18 protein-coding genes are annotated in these 15,298 nt (G+C 68.0%); 8 read left to right on the forward strand and 10 right to left on the reverse strand.

Translation table 11 applies throughout. The annotated features are described in order from the left end of the window. The first annotated feature begins 1 nt into the window (after position 1). Positions 2 to 1,261 (forward strand): dihydrolipoamide acetyltransferase family protein, encoded by a 1,260-nt coding sequence (locus IPV09_RS05010; protein ID WP_207474108.1) that lies wholly within the window; start codon positions 2 to 4, stop codon positions 1,259 to 1,261. Positions 1,262 to 1,352: 91 nt separating this feature from the next. Here the strand turns inward: IPV09_RS05010 and IPV09_RS05015 are convergent, their stop codons facing one another. Then, a complete protein-coding gene (locus tag IPV09_RS05015; RefSeq protein WP_207474109.1) occupies positions 1,353 to 1,838 on the reverse strand; it encodes a CarD family transcriptional regulator in 486 nt (161 codons plus the stop codon). A gap of 219 nt (positions 1,839 to 2,057) precedes the next feature. Here IPV09_RS05015 and IPV09_RS05020 point away from each other — a divergent pair, with 219 nt between their 5' ends. Continuing rightward, a complete protein-coding gene (locus IPV09_RS05020) occupies positions 2,058 to 2,543 on the forward strand; it encodes a hypothetical protein (protein ID WP_207474110.1) in 486 nt (161 codons plus the stop codon). Positions 2,544 to 2,565: 22 nt separating this feature from the next. Here the strand turns inward: IPV09_RS05020 and IPV09_RS05025 are convergent, their stop codons facing one another. Next, the gene (locus IPV09_RS05025) at positions 2,566 to 3,243 is read right to left on the reverse strand and encodes a response regulator transcription factor (RefSeq protein ID WP_207474111.1); all 678 of its coding nucleotides are present in this window, start codon (positions 3,241 to 3,243) and stop codon (positions 2,566 to 2,568) included. A gap of 34 nt (positions 3,244 to 3,277) precedes the next feature. Further along, positions 3,278 to 4,426 carry an ATP-binding protein gene (locus IPV09_RS14590; protein ID WP_207474112.1) on the reverse strand — a complete coding sequence of 383 codons (1,149 nt, stop codon included), beginning with the start codon at positions 4,424 to 4,426 and terminating at the stop codon, positions 3,278 to 3,280. 237 nt (positions 4,427 to 4,663) lie between these two features. On the opposite strand from IPV09_RS14590, the gene phoU reads away from it, so the two are divergent. Next, the gene (gene phoU / locus IPV09_RS05035; RefSeq protein ID WP_207474168.1) at positions 4,664 to 5,332 is read left to right on the forward strand and encodes a phosphate signaling complex protein PhoU; all 669 of its coding nucleotides are present in this window, start codon (positions 4,664 to 4,666) and stop codon (positions 5,330 to 5,332) included. Between the two features lie 80 nt (positions 5,333 to 5,412). On the opposite strand, the gene IPV09_RS05040 is transcribed toward phoU, so the two are convergent. Further along, on the reverse strand, positions 5,413 to 6,162 hold the full coding sequence (locus IPV09_RS05040; RefSeq protein WP_207474114.1) for a phosphoglyceromutase: 750 nt from the start codon (positions 6,160 to 6,162) through the stop codon (positions 5,413 to 5,415). A 65-nt stretch (positions 6,163 to 6,227) separates the two neighbouring features. Here IPV09_RS05040 and IPV09_RS05045 point away from each other — a divergent pair, with 65 nt between their 5' ends. Both IPV09_RS05045 and IPV09_RS05050 read left to right on the forward strand, forming a co-directional pair. Then, positions 6,228 to 7,751: a cell wall metabolism sensor histidine kinase WalK gene (locus IPV09_RS05045; protein WP_207474115.1), complete on the forward strand. Its 1,524-nt coding sequence runs from the start codon at positions 6,228 to 6,230 to the stop codon at positions 7,749 to 7,751. Continuing rightward, positions 7,748 to 8,419: a response regulator transcription factor gene (locus IPV09_RS05050; protein ID WP_207474116.1), complete on the forward strand. Its 672-nt coding sequence runs from the start codon at positions 7,748 to 7,750 to the stop codon at positions 8,417 to 8,419. Before IPV09_RS05045 ends, IPV09_RS05050 begins: the two co-directional genes overlap by 4 nt. A 29-nt stretch (positions 8,420 to 8,448) precedes the next feature. Here IPV09_RS05050 and IPV09_RS05055 read toward each other — a convergent pair whose 3' ends face one another. Beyond that, positions 8,449 to 8,856 (reverse strand): hypothetical protein, encoded by a 408-nt coding sequence (locus IPV09_RS05055; protein ID WP_207474117.1) that lies wholly within the window; start codon positions 8,854 to 8,856, stop codon positions 8,449 to 8,451. Between the two features lie 134 nt (positions 8,857 to 8,990). On the opposite strand from IPV09_RS05055, the gene IPV09_RS05060 reads away from it, so the two are divergent. Next, positions 8,991 to 9,761: an SDR family NAD(P)-dependent oxidoreductase gene (locus tag IPV09_RS05060; RefSeq protein WP_207474118.1), complete on the forward strand. Its 771-nt coding sequence runs from the start codon at positions 8,991 to 8,993 to the stop codon at positions 9,759 to 9,761. Next, complete coding sequence (locus tag IPV09_RS05065) at positions 9,758 to 10,627, forward strand: CPBP family intramembrane glutamic endopeptidase (protein WP_207474119.1); 870 nt, start codon at positions 9,758 to 9,760, stop codon at positions 10,625 to 10,627. Before IPV09_RS05060 ends, IPV09_RS05065 begins: the two co-directional genes overlap by 4 nt. A gap of 21 nt (positions 10,628 to 10,648) precedes the next feature. Here IPV09_RS05065 and IPV09_RS05070 read toward each other — a convergent pair whose 3' ends face one another. The 5 genes from IPV09_RS05070 to IPV09_RS05090 all read right to left on the reverse strand — a co-directional run bounded on the left by IPV09_RS05070 (position 10,649) and on the right by IPV09_RS05090 (position 14,925). Continuing rightward, a complete protein-coding gene (locus IPV09_RS05070; protein ID WP_207474120.1) occupies positions 10,649 to 11,014 on the reverse strand; it encodes a biotin/lipoyl-containing protein in 366 nt (121 codons plus the stop codon). Between the two features lie 16 nt (positions 11,015 to 11,030). Then, positions 11,031 to 11,282 carry a hypothetical protein gene (locus tag IPV09_RS05075; protein WP_207474121.1) on the reverse strand — a complete coding sequence of 84 codons (252 nt, stop codon included), beginning with the start codon at positions 11,280 to 11,282 and terminating at the stop codon, positions 11,031 to 11,033. A 12-nt stretch (positions 11,283 to 11,294) separates the two neighbouring features. Beyond that, the gene (locus IPV09_RS05080; RefSeq protein ID WP_207474122.1) at positions 11,295 to 12,851 is read right to left on the reverse strand and encodes an acyl-CoA carboxylase subunit beta; all 1,557 of its coding nucleotides are present in this window, start codon (positions 12,849 to 12,851) and stop codon (positions 11,295 to 11,297) included. Positions 12,852 to 12,879: 28 nt separating this feature from the next. After that, complete coding sequence (locus tag IPV09_RS05085; RefSeq protein ID WP_207474124.1) at positions 12,880 to 14,373, reverse strand: methylmalonyl-CoA carboxytransferase subunit 5S; 1,494 nt, start codon at positions 14,371 to 14,373, stop codon at positions 12,880 to 12,882. Between the two features lie 156 nt (positions 14,374 to 14,529). Then, positions 14,530 to 14,925: a VOC family protein gene (locus IPV09_RS05090; protein ID WP_207474126.1), complete on the reverse strand. Its 396-nt coding sequence runs from the start codon at positions 14,923 to 14,925 to the stop codon at positions 14,530 to 14,532. A 114-nt stretch (positions 14,926 to 15,039) separates the two neighbouring features. Between IPV09_RS05090 and IPV09_RS05095 the strand changes: the two genes are divergently transcribed. After that, complete coding sequence (locus IPV09_RS05095; RefSeq protein WP_207474128.1) at positions 15,040 to 15,258, forward strand: hypothetical protein; 219 nt, start codon at positions 15,040 to 15,042, stop codon at positions 15,256 to 15,258. Positions 15,259 to 15,298: the final 40 nt, after the last annotated feature.

A 15,298-nucleotide genomic window follows, 5' to 3' on the forward strand; every position in this document is an offset into this window, starting at 1 on the left:
CATGCCCCGCATCCCGATCAACATGCCGAAGATGTCGATGACCATGGAGACCGGCACCCTGGTCGAATGGTCGGTCAGCGTCGGTGACGAGGTCCATGACGGCGACGTGCTCTGCGTCGTGACCACCGACAAGGTGGACATGGACGTCGAGAGCGTCGCCGACGGGGTCATTGCGGAGTTGCTGATCGACGCCGGCGACTCGCTGCCGGTGGGCCAGCCGATGGCCTGGCTGGACTCGGCCAGCGAGGACCTGCTCGGGGACCTCTTCGCCGGGTCCCCGGCGCAGGAGAAGGCTGCCGACACCCCGGCGATTGCCACGGGCGACTTCGAGTCCGATTCCGCGGACGAGCCCGCCCAGGGCGGACCTCCCGCTCCCACCGAGCGGCTCCGCGCGGTGCCGCTGGCCCGCACCCTGGCCAAGGAGCACGGCCTGGACCTGCGCCAACTGGCCGCAGCCCAACCCGGACGCGTGGTGCGCGCCCGCGACGTCCGCGAAGCACTCGAACGCCAGGAGCAGCCAACCGCCGCGCCCGCGCCCCAGCCTGAACCGGTCCGCGCCGAACCGGTCCGCGCCGAACCGTCGCCCAAGCGTCAGGCACCGGCGACCGACCGCAGGTCCCGCGTCCGGCAGGCCACCGCGCGGGTGATGGAGACCTCAGCCCTGGTCCCGCAGTTCACTGCCTACCGCACCCTCGACCTGACCCAGACGGCGCGCGCCCGCACGGCCGGCCTGAAGGGCGTCTCGTGGACGACGATCCTGGTCAGGGCCTACGCCATGATGCTGGAGCAGTACCCCGACCTCAACGCCTCGTGGGTCGACGGCCAGGTGACGGCGAACGAGGACGTCGTGGTGTCCCTGGCCGTCGACACCCCCGACGGTCTGCTCGCACCCGCCGTGACCAACCCGCAGCGGACCTCGATGAAGGCACTGGATGCCCAGATCCGCGACCTCGCCTCTCGGCTGAAGCAGGGAGCACAGGACCGCGACCTGTTCGCCCAGGGCACCGGCACCGTGTCCAACCTGGGGGGCATGGGGGTGGAGATGTTCAATGCCCTGCTGACTCCCCCGCAGGCCACGGCCCTCTCGCTGGGCTCGGTGGGCCACAAGTTTCGGACCGACGAGGCCGGCGCGCCGGCGGCGTTCATGGGCTGCACGGTGGGGCTGACCATCGACCACCGCGTGGCCGATGGAGCTGACGCGGCTCGTGCCCTGGACACCCTGCAGGCGCTCCTGGCCGATCCGATCACCCTGCTGGCCTGACCGACGGGGTCAGCGTCCACCAACGACGAGGGGACCCATCCTGGTGGATGGGTCCCCTCAATAATGTCGCCGTATGTCGCAGCCGGACGGCTCAGGAGGCGAGAACCTCGTCGAGCAGTACCTCGGCGCGCTCCTCCTCGACCTTCTCGGCCAGGGCAAGCTCCGAGACCAGGATCTGTCGGGCCTTGGCCAGCATCCGCTTCTCGCCAGCCGACAGGCCGCGGTCCTTCTCGCGACGCCACAGGTCGCGGACCACCTCTGCCACCTTCAGCACATTGCCTGAGTGCAGCTTCTCGAGGTTCGCCTTGTACCTGCGCGACCAGTTGGTGGGCTCCTCGGCATGGGGCGCACGCAGCACGCTGAACACGCGCTCCAGCCCTGCCGCGTCCACCACGTCGCGCACACCCACGAGATCGAGGTTGCAGGCCGGGACCCGCACCACCAGGTCGTTTTGTCCGATGATCCTCAGGACCAAGTACAGCTGGTCCTCGCCCTTGATTTTCCGGGTCTCAATGTCTTCAATGACAGCCGCCCCATGATTGGGATAGACCACCGTTTCGCCAACCGTAAACGTCATGAGAATATTACCCCTTTCGCCACTCAATTCTAGCACGTCGTGGCGGGGTCAGCCTGACCGATCATCCTAGCCACAGCGACGCCCGATGTCTTGACACCGACCCCGCCGTGTGCCCGGCGTGTCGTCCAGAAGCGCACGTCACTGTGCCAGCGCCAAGGGTTTTCGCTAGTCTACCCGTGGACGCGGGGTGACCCGGCAGTGCAGAACGAGGGAGATGACATGGTTACGGCCCGTATGCGTAGCGCCGCGGCAGCTCTGGCCCTGGCTGGGGTCGTGGCGCTGGGCGGTTGCACCAGCACCTTCACCGCCCAGCCCTACACTCCCGGAGTCGGCACGAACATCGACGCAGGACCCGTCAAGGTGCGGGCACTCGTGCTCGTCCTGGACGGCGACAGTGCCCGGTTGACCGGCTCGATCGTCGGCATCGAGTCCGACACCCTGGTGGCCATTCGCGGGTACGCCCAGGATGCCTCGTTCACCAACCTGGGCGCGCTCACCTTCCCCGACGCCCGCATCGCCGTGGCCCCGAACAAGCTCACCTCGCTGACTGACAAGCTCCTCACCACCACCAGCCCTGACCTCACCGCCGGGCTGACGGCCGAGATCGTCCTCGAGTTCGAGAAGGCCGGCCCCGCCACGCTGCAGGTGCCGGTGGTCAGCTCTGACCACGGCGACTACTCGACGCTGGGAACCCCCGGCGCCTGAACCACCGCCGTGGCCCCAGGGCTCAGCCGTCGAACTTGTAGCCGAGCCCGCGCACGGTGAGCACCCGCACCGGACGCGACGGGTCGGCCTCGATCTTGGAGCGCAGCCGCTTGATGTGCACGTCCAGCGTCTTGGTGTCCCCGACGTAGTCAGCGCCCCAGATGCGGTCGATGAGTTGACCGCGGGTCATCACCCTGCCGGCGTTGCGCAGCAGCACCTCGAGCAGTTCGAACTCCTTCAGCGCCAGCCGCACCGGGGTGCCGTCGACCGACACCTCGTGGCGCTCCACGTCGACGCGCACGCCCTGGCCCTCGACCACGTCGGGGCTCAGGTCCGGATCGACCCCGCGCCGCAGCACGGCGCGGATCCTGGCCACCAGTTCGCGGTGGCTGAACGGCTTGGTGACGTAGTCGTCGGCGCCCAGTTCCAGGCCCACCACCTTGTCGACCTCCGAGTCACGAGCGGTCACCATGATCACCGCCACATTGCTGCGCTGCCGCAGCTGGCGGCAGACCTCGGTGCCGGGCATGCCGGGCATCATCAGGTCGAGCAGGACGAGGTCTGCACCGTTGCGCTCCATCTCGGCCAGACCAGTGGCACCGTCCTCGGCCTCGGCGACGTCGAAGCCCTCGCGGCGCAACATGAATGCCGTCGCCTCACGATAGGACTGCTCGTCCTCGATGATCAGGATCCTGGCCATCAACTTCCCTTCACCGGAGTGGTCACTGTGTGGCTCAGCCCTGGTCGGCGTCCGCGCTCGTGCGCGGCAACCGCAGGGTGAACGTGGAACCCTGACCGGGCTGGCTCCACACGTTCACCGTACCGCCGTGAATTGCCGCCACATGCTTCACGATCGCCAATCCGAGACCGGTGCCACCACTGCTCCTCGACCGGGCATAGTCGACGCGATAGAACCGTTCGAAAATGCGCTGTTGTTCTTCGGGGTTGATCCCTATGCCATTGTCGGCCACCGCAATCTCGACGAACTCGTCGTCGCCGTCGACGACCGTTCGGTAGGTGATGGCGACCCGACTGCCTTCATCGGAATAGACGATGGCGTTCTGCAGCAGGTTGGTGACGGCATCGGTCAGCCGCCGCGCGTCGCACCGCAGCCCCAGGTGCTCGTCCCCCGCGGTGGCGATGGTGACCTGGCGCTGCTGGGCCAGTTCGCGGGTGCGGTCGATGGCACCCTCGACGATGCCGTGCACCTCGGCGACCTCGTCGCCCAGCAGCGGCTCGGCCGCCTGCAACCGGGACAACTCGATGATCTGGCCCACCAGGTCGGCGAGCCGGCGGGACTCCTTCGACAGGCGCATCGCGAAGTGCTCGACGGCCTGCGGGTCGTCCGCGGCCTCACTGACCGCCTCCGACAGCAACGAGATGGCCCCAATGGGCGTCTTGAGTTCGTGGGACACGTTCGCGACGAAGTCACGGCGGGTCTCGTCGACCCGCAGCATCGGGGTGCGGTCCTCGGCCAGGACGATGACGACGCCGTCGTCAAGCAGCGCGACCCGCACCGTCAGGTGCAGGGTGGACGAGCCGGCGCCACGGCTGACCTCGAGGTCGGTGGTGGTGCGGTGGCCGCTGACCCGGCACTCCCGCACCAGGTTGAGGATGGCAGGAATGCCGATGCGGTCGGCGCGGGCCAGGGTGTAGGTGCGGGCAGCGGCATTGGAGCCGATCACCTCGTCGTGGGGCCCGATCACCATCGCCCCCGCCCTCAGGATGCCGATCATCGTGCGCACCTGGGGATGCACCTCGCCGAATCTGCTCACCGCTTGGCTCCGGGCAGCTCGCCAGACGCGCCAGCGGACCGCGACAGCGCCGATGACGATGCCGACCACCAGGCACCCGGCCAACGCCGCTGCTAACCACCACTCCACGCCGCCAGCTTAGGGTGCGGCCCGCCTCGGTGCGTCCCCGGACCACCCGTTCAGGTGCTGTTCACCAGCGGTTCACCGTCACTGCCCCACACGGTCGTCTGGGACCCCTAGTCTCTGACCCGAAGCCCGCCGGTCGGCCCGTCGCGGTGCCGATAACTATCGCCTGTAGTAGATTAGGATGTTTGCAGTTGGTCCAGTGCCAGCCGCAGACGAGGGAAGGACGCACCGATGCGCGCGATGCGAGAGAACTACCACGACGAGCTCAACTCGGTCATCAGTGACCTGGTCGCCATGACCGAGCTGGTGCAAATCGCGCTGAGGGACTCCACGCGTGCCCTGCTCGAGGCAGACCTGACCCTCGCCGAGCAGGTCATCAGCAACGACGCCAGGATCGACGCGATGAACGACGACCTGGAGCAGCGGGCCTTCGTGCTGCTCGCGCGCCAGGCTCCGGTCGCCGGGGAACTGCGCACCATCGTGGCCGCGATGAAGATGATCTTCGAGCTGGCGCGGATGGGCGACCTGTCGGCCCACATCGCCAAGATCGCACGGTTGCGCTACCCCGAGAAGGCGCTGCCGAGCGACCTGGAGCCCAGCTTCGCGCGGATGGCCGAACTGGCCGGTGAGATGGTCGCCACCGCCAACCTGACGCTGACCAAGCGCGACACCTCGGTGGCCCTGACCCTGGCCGACGAGGACGAGGAGATGGACAAGCTTCGTCGTGACCAGTTCAAGGTGCTGCTGAGCGACCAGTGGCAGCACGGCGTCGAGAAGGCCGTGGACGCGGCCCTGCTCGGCCGTTACTACGAGCGGATCGCGGACCACGCGGTGGCGCTGGGCCGTCGCATCATCTACATCATCACCGGCGAGGCGCCCGAGGGCGAGAACTGGCCGAACACGTTCTAGTTGCTGACGAGCAGGAAGACCCCGGGGCGGCGCGCGCCCCGGGGTCTTCGTGTCTGGTGGGACTGGTGCTCCCCCCGGGGCTACTTCTTGCCCTGGTTCTTGACTGCCTCGATGGAGGCGGCAGCAGCCTCCGGGTCGAGGTAGCGACCGCCGCGGGTGACCGGGGCGAAGTCGTCGTCCAGTTCGTAGAACAGGGGCACCCCTGTCGGGATGTTCAGGCCCGAGATGTCGTCGTCGGAGATGCCGTCCAGGTGCTTGACCAGCGCCCGCAGGGAGTTGCCGTGGGCAGCGATCAGTACGGTCTTGCCGGCGGCCAGGTCAGGCTTGATGTCGGACTCCCAGTAGGGCAGCATCCGGGCGACGACGTCCTTGAGGCACTCGGTCAGGGGACGCTCGTTGGCGGGGATGTCGGCGTAGCGCGGGTCGTGGTACTGGCTGTACTCGCCGTCCTGGTCGATCGGCGGCGGCGGCACGTCGTAGCTGCGACGCCACTGCATGAACTGCTCCTCGCCGAACTGGTCGCGGATCTCCGTCTTGTTGAGGCCCTGGAGCTTGCCGTAGTGGCGTTCGTTCAGGCGCCAACTGCGCTTGACCGGAATCCAGTGGCGGTCGCACCCGTCCAGGGTGATCTGGGCAGTGTGGATGGCGCGACGCAGCAAGGAGGTGTGCAGCACATCGGGCAGCAGGCCCTCGGCCTCCAGCAGCCCGGCGGCCTTCTCGGCCTCGCCCACGCCCTTCTCGTTGATGTCGACGTCCACCCAGCCGGTGAACAGGTTTTTGGCGTTCCATTCGCTCTCACCGTGGCGGAGCAGGATCAGCTTCGAGGTCATGCGGGTGATTCTAGCGAGCACGCCGGACCGGCGTTCGGGTGGGTTCGGCTGACTAGGCTGACGGCATGCCCGATTCCCGCACAGCGATGCAGGTGAGCATCCGCACCCGGATCATCGCCCTGGTCATCCTGTTGACGGCGCTGGCGTTGGCCGTGTCGGGGTTCACCCTGTACGTCCTGCAACGGGCCAACACCCTGACCCGGGTCGACGACTACCTGCTCAAGGTTGAGGAGGAGTTGAAGATCCTGGCCCAGGACGGCGTTGATCCCGTCACCGGCGAGCAGTTCACCGGCCCCAGCGAGGTGCTGCGCACCTACCTCGAGCGCAACGTGTTGGCCGCCAACGAGGGACAGGTCGCCGTCGTCGCCGGGAAGATCCGCTGGACCGCCGCCGAGGGTGTGGCGCTGCGGCCCGAGGACGATGCCGAGATGATGCGCCAGTTGGTGCCGCTGGCCGACCTCGACCGTGTCTCCCGCGGCCAGATCCAGACCGCATCGGGTCGTTACGTGTACTTGGTCGTCCCCTTGCACTTCACCTCGCTGGGCGACTCCTCCGAGGCCCGGGGCGCGCTCATCCACGTCCACGACCTCGACGTGGAGCAGGCCCTCATTGACCAGACCGTCAGGCAGTATGCGATCGTCGCCAGCGGTGCCCTCGCCCTGGTCTCGGTGCTGGTGTGGCTGGTCGTGGGACGCCTGCTGCGGCCCATCGAATGGTTGCGCCGGACCACCCAGTCCATTGGGGAGGACGACCTCACCACCCGCATTCCCGTGCAGAGCCGTGACGACCTGGGCGGGCTGACGACCAGCATCAACGGCATGCTCGACCGGGTGCAGCACTCCTTCGAGAGCCAGCGCACCCTGCTCGATGACGTGGGCCACGAGCTGCGCACCCCCATCACCATCGTCCGGGGCCACCTGGAACTGCTCGACCCCCACGACCCCGATGACGTGACCGCCACCCGCGACCTGGCCCTGGACGAGTTGCAGCGGATGGGGAACCTCGTCAACGACCTGCTGCTGCTGGCCACCTCATCCCGCCCGGACTTCATCCAACCCGGCTGGGTCGACGTGGCCACCCTGCTGGACTCCACCTTTGAGAAGGCCCGGGCGCTCGGGCCCCGGACGTGGCGCATCTCCGCCATGGCCTCCGGTGAATGCTGGCTCGACGAGACCCGGATCACCCAAGCCTGGCTGCAACTGGCCGCCAATGCGGTGAAGTACTCCCAGCCTGAGACCACCATCGCCCTGGGCACCCGAGTGACCCGAGGCGAGTTGCACCTGTGGGTCACCGACCAGGGCATTGGCATCGCCGAGGAGGACCTGGTCCGCGTCCGGGAGCGCTTCGGCCGCAGCCGGGCAGCCGCGAACCGGGCCGATGGGGCCGGGCTGGGCCTGAGCATCGTCGAGACCATCGTCTCGGGCCACCACGGACGGTTGCAGATCGACAGCCAACCGGGCAGCGGGTCGACGTTCACGATCGTCCTGCCCATCACCGCCGGCGAGGGCACCGAGGTCGATGGGTATCGTGGCGGACATCGTGTCGCTGCGTCGGCACCGGCTGGCGAGGACGAGGAGGGGTCGCCGTGAGCACCATCCTGATCATCGAGGACGAGGTTCGCATCTCGAGCTTCATTGCCAAGGGTTTACAGGCTGCGGGCTTCACCACCCACGCCACCACCTCGGGGGTGGAGGGGGTGCAGCACGCCGTGCACGGCAACTTCGACCTGGTCGTACTGGACGTGGGGTTGCCCGACATTGACGGATTCCAGGTGCTGGAGCGGTTGCGCGGCCAGGGGGTGAACGTCCCGGTCATCATGCTGACCGCTCGCGGATCGGTCACCGACCGCGTCGCCGGCCTCGAGGGCGGAGCCGACGATTACATGTCCAAGCCGTTCAGCTTCGAGGAGTTGCTGGCCAGGGTGAAGCTGCGACTGCGGACCGAACCGTCCACCGATTCCGGCACCCGGACCGCCACCACGATCTCGTACCACGGGTTGAGCCTGGACTACCGCACCCGACGCGCCGAGGTCGACGGCCGCCAGGTCGACCTGTCCGCCCGGGAGTTCGCCCTGGCCGAGACCTTCCTGCGCCACCCCGAGCAGGTCTTCAGCCGTGAGCAGTTGCTGTCCAACGTGTGGGGCTACGACTTCGACCCGAACTCGAACGTGGTCGACGTGTACGTGCGCTACCTGCGCAAGAAGCTCGGTGCCGAGCGGATCGAGACCGTGCGCGGCATGGGCTACCGGCTGGTCTGAGCGAGCGCGCCCTGCTGCTCCCGCGACGCTCAGTCGTCGTCGTCCACCTCGTCGTCATCGTCATCGTCGGTGTCGTCGTCATCGTCGGTGTCGTAGACGACCTTCTTCGGCGGGGCCTGGGTGACCTTCTTGGCGGTGGGCCTGGCCACCTGCGGCGATGTGGACGTGGCTGGTGCTGCCGGCTGAGTCGTCCTCGCCGCTGCGGGGGTGCTGGGCCCAGCAGTCGTCGCCGCAGTGGTCGTCGTCGCAGTCGGCGGCGCCGACGTGGTGGGGTCGGGCAGCGAACCCACCGTCACGGCGGGTTGGGTGCCGACCGTGATCGCGGGATTGTTGGGCTCCTCGCCCCGGTCGGTGGCGGCTGCGGCCCAGACACCGCCGCCCACGCCCACCAGTCCCAGGAGCAGGGCGATGATCCATCCGTACGACTTGCCCGACATGTTCGTTTCCCCTCAGTTCGTGGTCCCACCCCACCATCGGCAGATGAGGTGACGGGGACGCCACGATGAGAGAACTCTCATCCGCGCCGCTGGACCCGGTGCGGCACCTGAGGCTCGCATGCCAGACTCGAACCATGAGCCACACCCCGCCCCCCACCACCCCACCGACCCGCACGGCGCTGGTCACCGGCGCCTCGTCCGGCATCGGCGCCGCCACCGCACGCTGGCTTGCCGACAACGGCTACCAGGTGCTGTTGGCGGCCCGTCGCGTTGACCGGCTCGCCGAGGTCGCTGCCGAGACCGGCGGACAGGTGGTCCGCTGCGACATCACCGACCCGGCCGAGGTCGCCGCACTGGCCCAGGCCGTCGGCGATTCGCTCGACCTGCTGGTCAACAACGCCGGGATGGCGTTGGGCCAGGACCCGCTGAGCAGCGCCGACCTGGACCAGTGGGAGCAGATGTACCGGACCAATGTGCTGGGCACCGCGCGGGTCACCCAGGCCCTGCTGCCCGCCCTGGAGGCGGCCCGCGGGTGCATCGTGTTCGTCACCTCGACCGCAGCCGACGCCCCCTACGAGGGCGGCGGTGGCTACAACGCCGCCAAGACCGGCGAGCGGGCCATGGTGGGGGCGCTGCGTCTGGAGATCGTCGAGCGGCCGATCAGGGTCTGCGAGATCTCCCCCGGCATGGTGGCCACCGAGGAGTTCTCGCTGACCCGTTTCGGGGGTGACCGGGACCGCGCCGCGTCGGTCTACCAGGGCGTGGACGAGCCGCTGCTGGCCGACGACATCGCCGAGTGCATCGGTTGGATCGCCACCCGCCCGGCGCATGTCAACATTGACCGGATGGTGGTGCGTCCCCGGGCGCAGGCGGCCAACCACAAGGTGCATCGGCGGACCACATGAGCGCCTCGGCGACCGGCACCGACGAGGCCGACCGGCACGCGAGCATCACCGACGCCCACGGCCTGAAGCCGCGTCGTCCGGGGTGGAACATCTCGCTGCTGCCCGCCTTCCTGGTGTGTGTGTCGGGGTTGTTCCTGTTCGCCCTGGAGTGGCGGCCGGTCGGCTACCTGTGTATGGCGGCCGGGATCGCGCTGTGCACCTGGCTCGACCGGGTGCTGCTGCGCGACCTGCTGCTGATCGCGACGGGCATGGTGATCGTCTCGACGGTCTCGGTGCGCGCCAACGTCAGCTGGGCGAACGTGCTGCTGCTGGGCACCGTGCTGACGATGGCCGTGGCGGTCCCCTACCTGATGTCCCGGTTCGGCTACGGCGACCACGCCGTCCGGTTCCAGTGGCTCTCGGGTGAGCGCTGGACGCGTCCGATGATCATCTACCTGTTCGCGGTGCCCGCCATCGGTTGGCTGGTGCTGCCGGCCTACTTCGTGCGCAGCGGCACCTACCTGAACTGGCCCCCGCTGGCGGACTGGACCGAGGTGGTCCGCTTCTTCGTGGGGGTCAACTACATGGGCTCATGGGACGAGTTCTTCTTCATCTGCACCATCTTCGCGTTGCTGGCGCGCCACTTCTCGTTCCTGTGGGCGAACCTGCTGCAGGCGATCGTCTTCGTCAGCTTCCTGTGGGAACTCGGCTACCAGTCCTGGGGACCGGCGCTGACGATTCCGTTCGCGCTGCTGCAGGCCTACCTGTTCATGAAGACCCGATCGCTGCTCTACGTGCTGTGCGTGCACCTGCTGTTCGACGTGGTGGTCTTCCTGTCCATCGTGCATGCCCGCTACCCCGACCGGCTGCCCATCTTCTGGTACTGACCCAGCTCGGCGGGGGCTGGCTCAGTGCAGTTCGATCAGTGCCTGACCACCCTGGACGGCCTGGCCGGGCTTGACCAGGATGGCGCCGACGGTGCCGGCGTGGGGTGCGGTGATCTCGGTCTCCATCTTCATGGCCTCCAGCACCAGCAGCACTGCACCGGCCTCGAAGGCGTCACCCTCCTGCACCAGCACCCGGGCCACCGACCCTGCCAGCGGTGCGACCACCGCATTGGAGCTGGCCGCCGGCATGGATGCCGTGGTCGGGGCGGCCACGTGGGAGGTGGCGCCGCCGCCGATGATGATGGCCGCGGGACGCTGCCGTTCCTCCTCGGCGACCTCGACCTCGACCTCGTACTCGGTGCCGTTGACTGTCAACTTCAGTTGCATGACTTCCTCTTCTCGATCACCGGACGTGCAGGACCTGGCGGTTGTGGATGCGTCCACGCGCCTCGGTGGTCCAGGCGCTGGACTGCCGGAACCGGACGGCCTTCACCGTGGCCGAGTGGCCGAGGTAGGCCGCGACGGCGGCCGAGATGGCGATCAGGTCCTCTTCGGGAATGCGCTGGCTCCTGGCCAGCCGCTGCACCTGCGCCTCGAGGGCCTCAACCTTGGCGGTCAACGCCTCGACGGCGGCGAGCAGTTCGCTGTCACTCATGTCAGCCTCCTGTCAGGCAGGGCCGAGGCCATGCTTCTTGGCGGGGCGGAGTTCACGCTTGCTGGCCAGCAGCTCCAGGGCAGTCGCGATCTCGCGGCGGGTGTCGGCCGGGTCGATGATGTCATCGACCAGGCCACGGGAGGCAGCCACGTAGGGCGTGGAGAAGGTTTCGCGGTACTCCTCGACCAGTTCGGCACGGCGCTTGGCGGGGTCCTCGGCCTCGGCGATCTCTCGCTTGAAGACCACGCCGGCGGCGCCCTCGGCGCCCATCACGGCGATCTCGGCGGTCGGCCAGGCAAACACCTTGTCGGCGCCGAGGTCCTTGGAGCACATGGCCAGGTAGGCACCGCCGTAGGCCTTGCGCATGACCACGGTGATCTTCGGGACCGTTGCGGCCGAGTAGGCGTAGAGCATCTTGGCGCCGTGGCGGATGATGCCGTTGTGCTCCTGGGCCACGCCGGGCAGGAATCCGGGCACGTCGACCAGGTTCACCACCGGGATGTTGAAGGCATTGCAGAAACGGACGAACTTGCTGGACTTGTCCGAGCTGTCGATGTCGAGCACCCCCGACATCACCGAGGGCTGATTCGCGATGATGCCCACGGTGCGGCCCACCACCCGTGCGAAACCGACCACGATGTTCATCGCCCAGCCGGCCTGGACCTCCAGGAAGTCGCCGTGGTCGACGAGCTCGGTGATCACGTCGCGCACGTCGTAACCCTTGCGTCCATCGGCGGGCAGGATGTCGCGCATCTTCGGGTTGGGGGTGACGTCGAGGTCGGCGTCGACGATCGGGGCGTCCTCGGTGTTGTTCTGGGGCAGGAAGCTGAGCAGCTTCTGCGCGATCAGGATGGCCTGGGCATCGTCATCGACCACGAAGTGGTTGACACCCGAGCGGGACATGTGGGCATCAGCGCCGCCGAGCTCGTCCTGGCTGACGTCCTCACCGGTGACCTGCTTGATCACACCGGGACCGGTGATGAACATGTGGGCCTTGCGGGTCTGGATGATGAAGTCGGTCAGCGCCGGGGAGTAGGCCGCGCCACCGGCGCAGGGGCCGGCGATGATGGAGATCTGCGGCACCGCGCCCGACAGTGCCACGTTCTGGTAGAACACCTGGCCATAGCCGGACAGCGAGTCTATGCCCTCCTGGACGCGGGCGCCACCGGAGTCGTTGATGAACACGAAGGGGGTACCGGTCTTCAGGGCCGAGGCCATGGTTTCGGCAACCTTGATGGAGTGCGCCTCGCCCGCCGAGCCACCGACCACGCTGAAGTCCTGGCTGGCCAGGTGCACCGGGCGCCCGAAGACGGCTCCGGTGCCGGTGACGACGCCGTCGGCGGGCATGTCGGCGGTGTCCATGCCGAAGGTGGTGGTGCGATTCCGGCGGAAGGCACCCGTCTCCTGGAAGGTGCCCTCGTCGACCAGCGCGTCGACGCGTTCACGGGCGGTCAGCTTGCCCTGGGCGCGTTGCTTGTCGAGTCGCTTCTCGCCGCCGCCGGCATGCACCTTCGCCCGCGCCTCGCGCAGGTGCTCCAGTCGCGTGGCCATGGTGTGTTGTTCAGCCATTGTGGTCCTCTCGATCCGTCAGCGGCGCTCAGGCCGGCTCGACCTTGACGTGGTGGGTTCGCCCGCCGAGGGTGATGTCGTAGGCGATGGGTCCGCGGACGGCGTGCGCATTGCCCTTGGCGGCCTCGGCGTCAGCCTTCAGCTGGGCTTCGGTCTTGCCGACATTCTTGGGGCCCTCCGCGCGGGTGGCCAGGAAACCGGGGGCGACGCCGGGGAACATCGCGTTGGTCAGCACGTCCTCGTCGGTGCCGTCGAAGCCCTCCAGCTTCTCGGCGTCGCTGACCAGCTTCTCCCATTCGGGTTCCAGCAGGTCGGCGGGGCGGACGGTGATCGCCTCCTTCTTGGCCTGTGCCCGGGCAATCTCGACGACCTCGGCATTGCGCTCGCCGGGGCATTCGCCGTAGTAGCCGAGCATCAGGTCGGCGAACTCGCCGGTCATCACCTGGTAGCGGCCCATCAGCACGTTGAACACGGCCTGGGTGCCGACGATCTGCGAGCTGGGGGTGACCAGCGGCGGGTAGCCGGCGTCCTTGCGCACCCGGGGCACCTCCTCCATCACGTCCTGCATCCGGTCGGCCGCACCCTGGTTGCGCAGCTGGGACTCCATGTTGGACAGCATGCCGCCGGGAATCTGGGAGTCGAAGATGCGGGTGTCGACCAGGGTGGCCGACTCGAACTCCTTGTACTTGGGACGCACCCGCGCGAAGTGGTCACGGATGGCGCCCAACCGGGTCTTGTCGAGTCCGGTGGTGTACTCGGTGCCCTCCAGCATCTCGACCAACGCCTCGGTGGGGTTGTGTCCCGGGCCGAGTGACATTGAGGAGATGGCGGTGTCGACCACGTCGGCCCCGGCCTCAATGGCCTTCATCAGGCTGACCAGGGTGACACCGGTGGTCGCGTGGCAGTGGACGTTGATCTGGACCTCGGGGTAGGCAGCCTTGATGGCGCTGACGACGTCGAAGGCGGCCTGCGGCTTCAGCAGTGCGGCCATGTCCTTCAGTGCCAGCGACTGGGCACCCATGTCGATCAGGCGCCCGGCGAGCTTCACGTAGCCCTCGGTGTTGTGCAGCGGGCTCACGGTGTAGCAGATCGTGCCCTGGGCGTGCTTGCCCGTCTTGGCGACCGCCGCCATGGCGTGCTCCAGGTTGCGCGGGTCGTTGAGGGCGTCGAAGACCCGGAAGACGTCCATGCCGTTCTCGGCCGACTTCTCCACGAACTTGTCGACGACCATGTCCTCGTAGTGGCGGTAGCCCAACAGGTTCTGACCGCGCAGCAGCATCTGCAGGCGCGAGTTCGGCATCAACTCGCGGAACGTCCGCAGCCGCTGCCAGGGGTCCTCGTTGAGGAATCGGATCGCGGAGTCGAACGTCGCCCCGCCCCAGCACTCCACCGACCAGTAGCCGGCCGCATCAATGTCGGCACAGGCCGCCACCATGTCCTCCATGGCCATGCGGGTGGCCATCAGGCTCTGGTGGGCGTCCCGCAACGCTAGTTCGGTCACACCAATCTGTCGCTGACTCATGAGGCAAACCTACCCAGCAACCGGGCTCCCATTTGAGGGGGGCGCGTCAAATGTCGGAATCCACGGGGGCTAGTGCCGCCCAGTACAGCAGCTCGCGCAGCGATGCACATCTCGTGCAACGGATGGCAACAGGGTCATGGACCACCAACGGGGTGCTCAGGCGGCGTTCTCGTCGGGCTGGTGGATGCCAAAGGTGTTGCCCTCGGTGTCGAGGTAGTAGCCCTGCCAGGCCATCCCCGGCAGGGCGTACTTGGGCAGCGCCACCTGCCCGCCGGCCTGCAGGATCTTGGCCTCGGTCTCGTCGTAGTCGGCGGTGCCCATCGTGCAGACGAAGGCGTTGGTGCCCTGCTCGGGGGCAGGTGCCGGGACGGGCCGCTGCAGCAACCCGCCATTGATTCCCGGCTCCCCCTCGGTGCCGGCGACGATGCCGAAGTAGGGGGCGCCGGTGATCTGGCTGTAGTCCTCGAACGTCCAGCCGAAGACGGCGCCGTAGAACGCCTGGGCACGGTCCAGGTCGTCGGCCTGGATCTCGAAGTGAACAGGACCGGACATGGTGGCTCCTTGGGGTGTGGATCGACGCTGTGCCGATGAGATGACTGTGCCACTGGCCGCCGACAAATTCTGGTCCCAGCGACTCTTCGGCCGAGTCCGTGCCACACTCGCCCCATGGCACGCGAACTGGCACAGCACCCCTGCCGCACCGAATGCTCGTGGTCGGGACAGGAGGACTTCATCGACGGCCTGCGCGTCTTCGCCTGCGCGGGCTGCGGCTCGGAGTGGACTGCTGCCGAACCCTGGGCGCCGGCCAACGTTGATGGCACCCAGCCCCTGGACGTGATGGCGGCCCGGATCGCCGCCCGGATGAGGACCGGCCAACCGGGCTGAACGCCGACCAACGGCCACTTCACAACACCCGCCCGCGGGT

Origin of the sequence: Tessaracoccus sp. SD287, from assembly GCF_017355265.1 — a bacterium.
Taxonomy (GTDB): Bacteria; Actinomycetota; Actinomycetes; order Propionibacteriales; family Propionibacteriaceae; genus Aestuariimicrobium.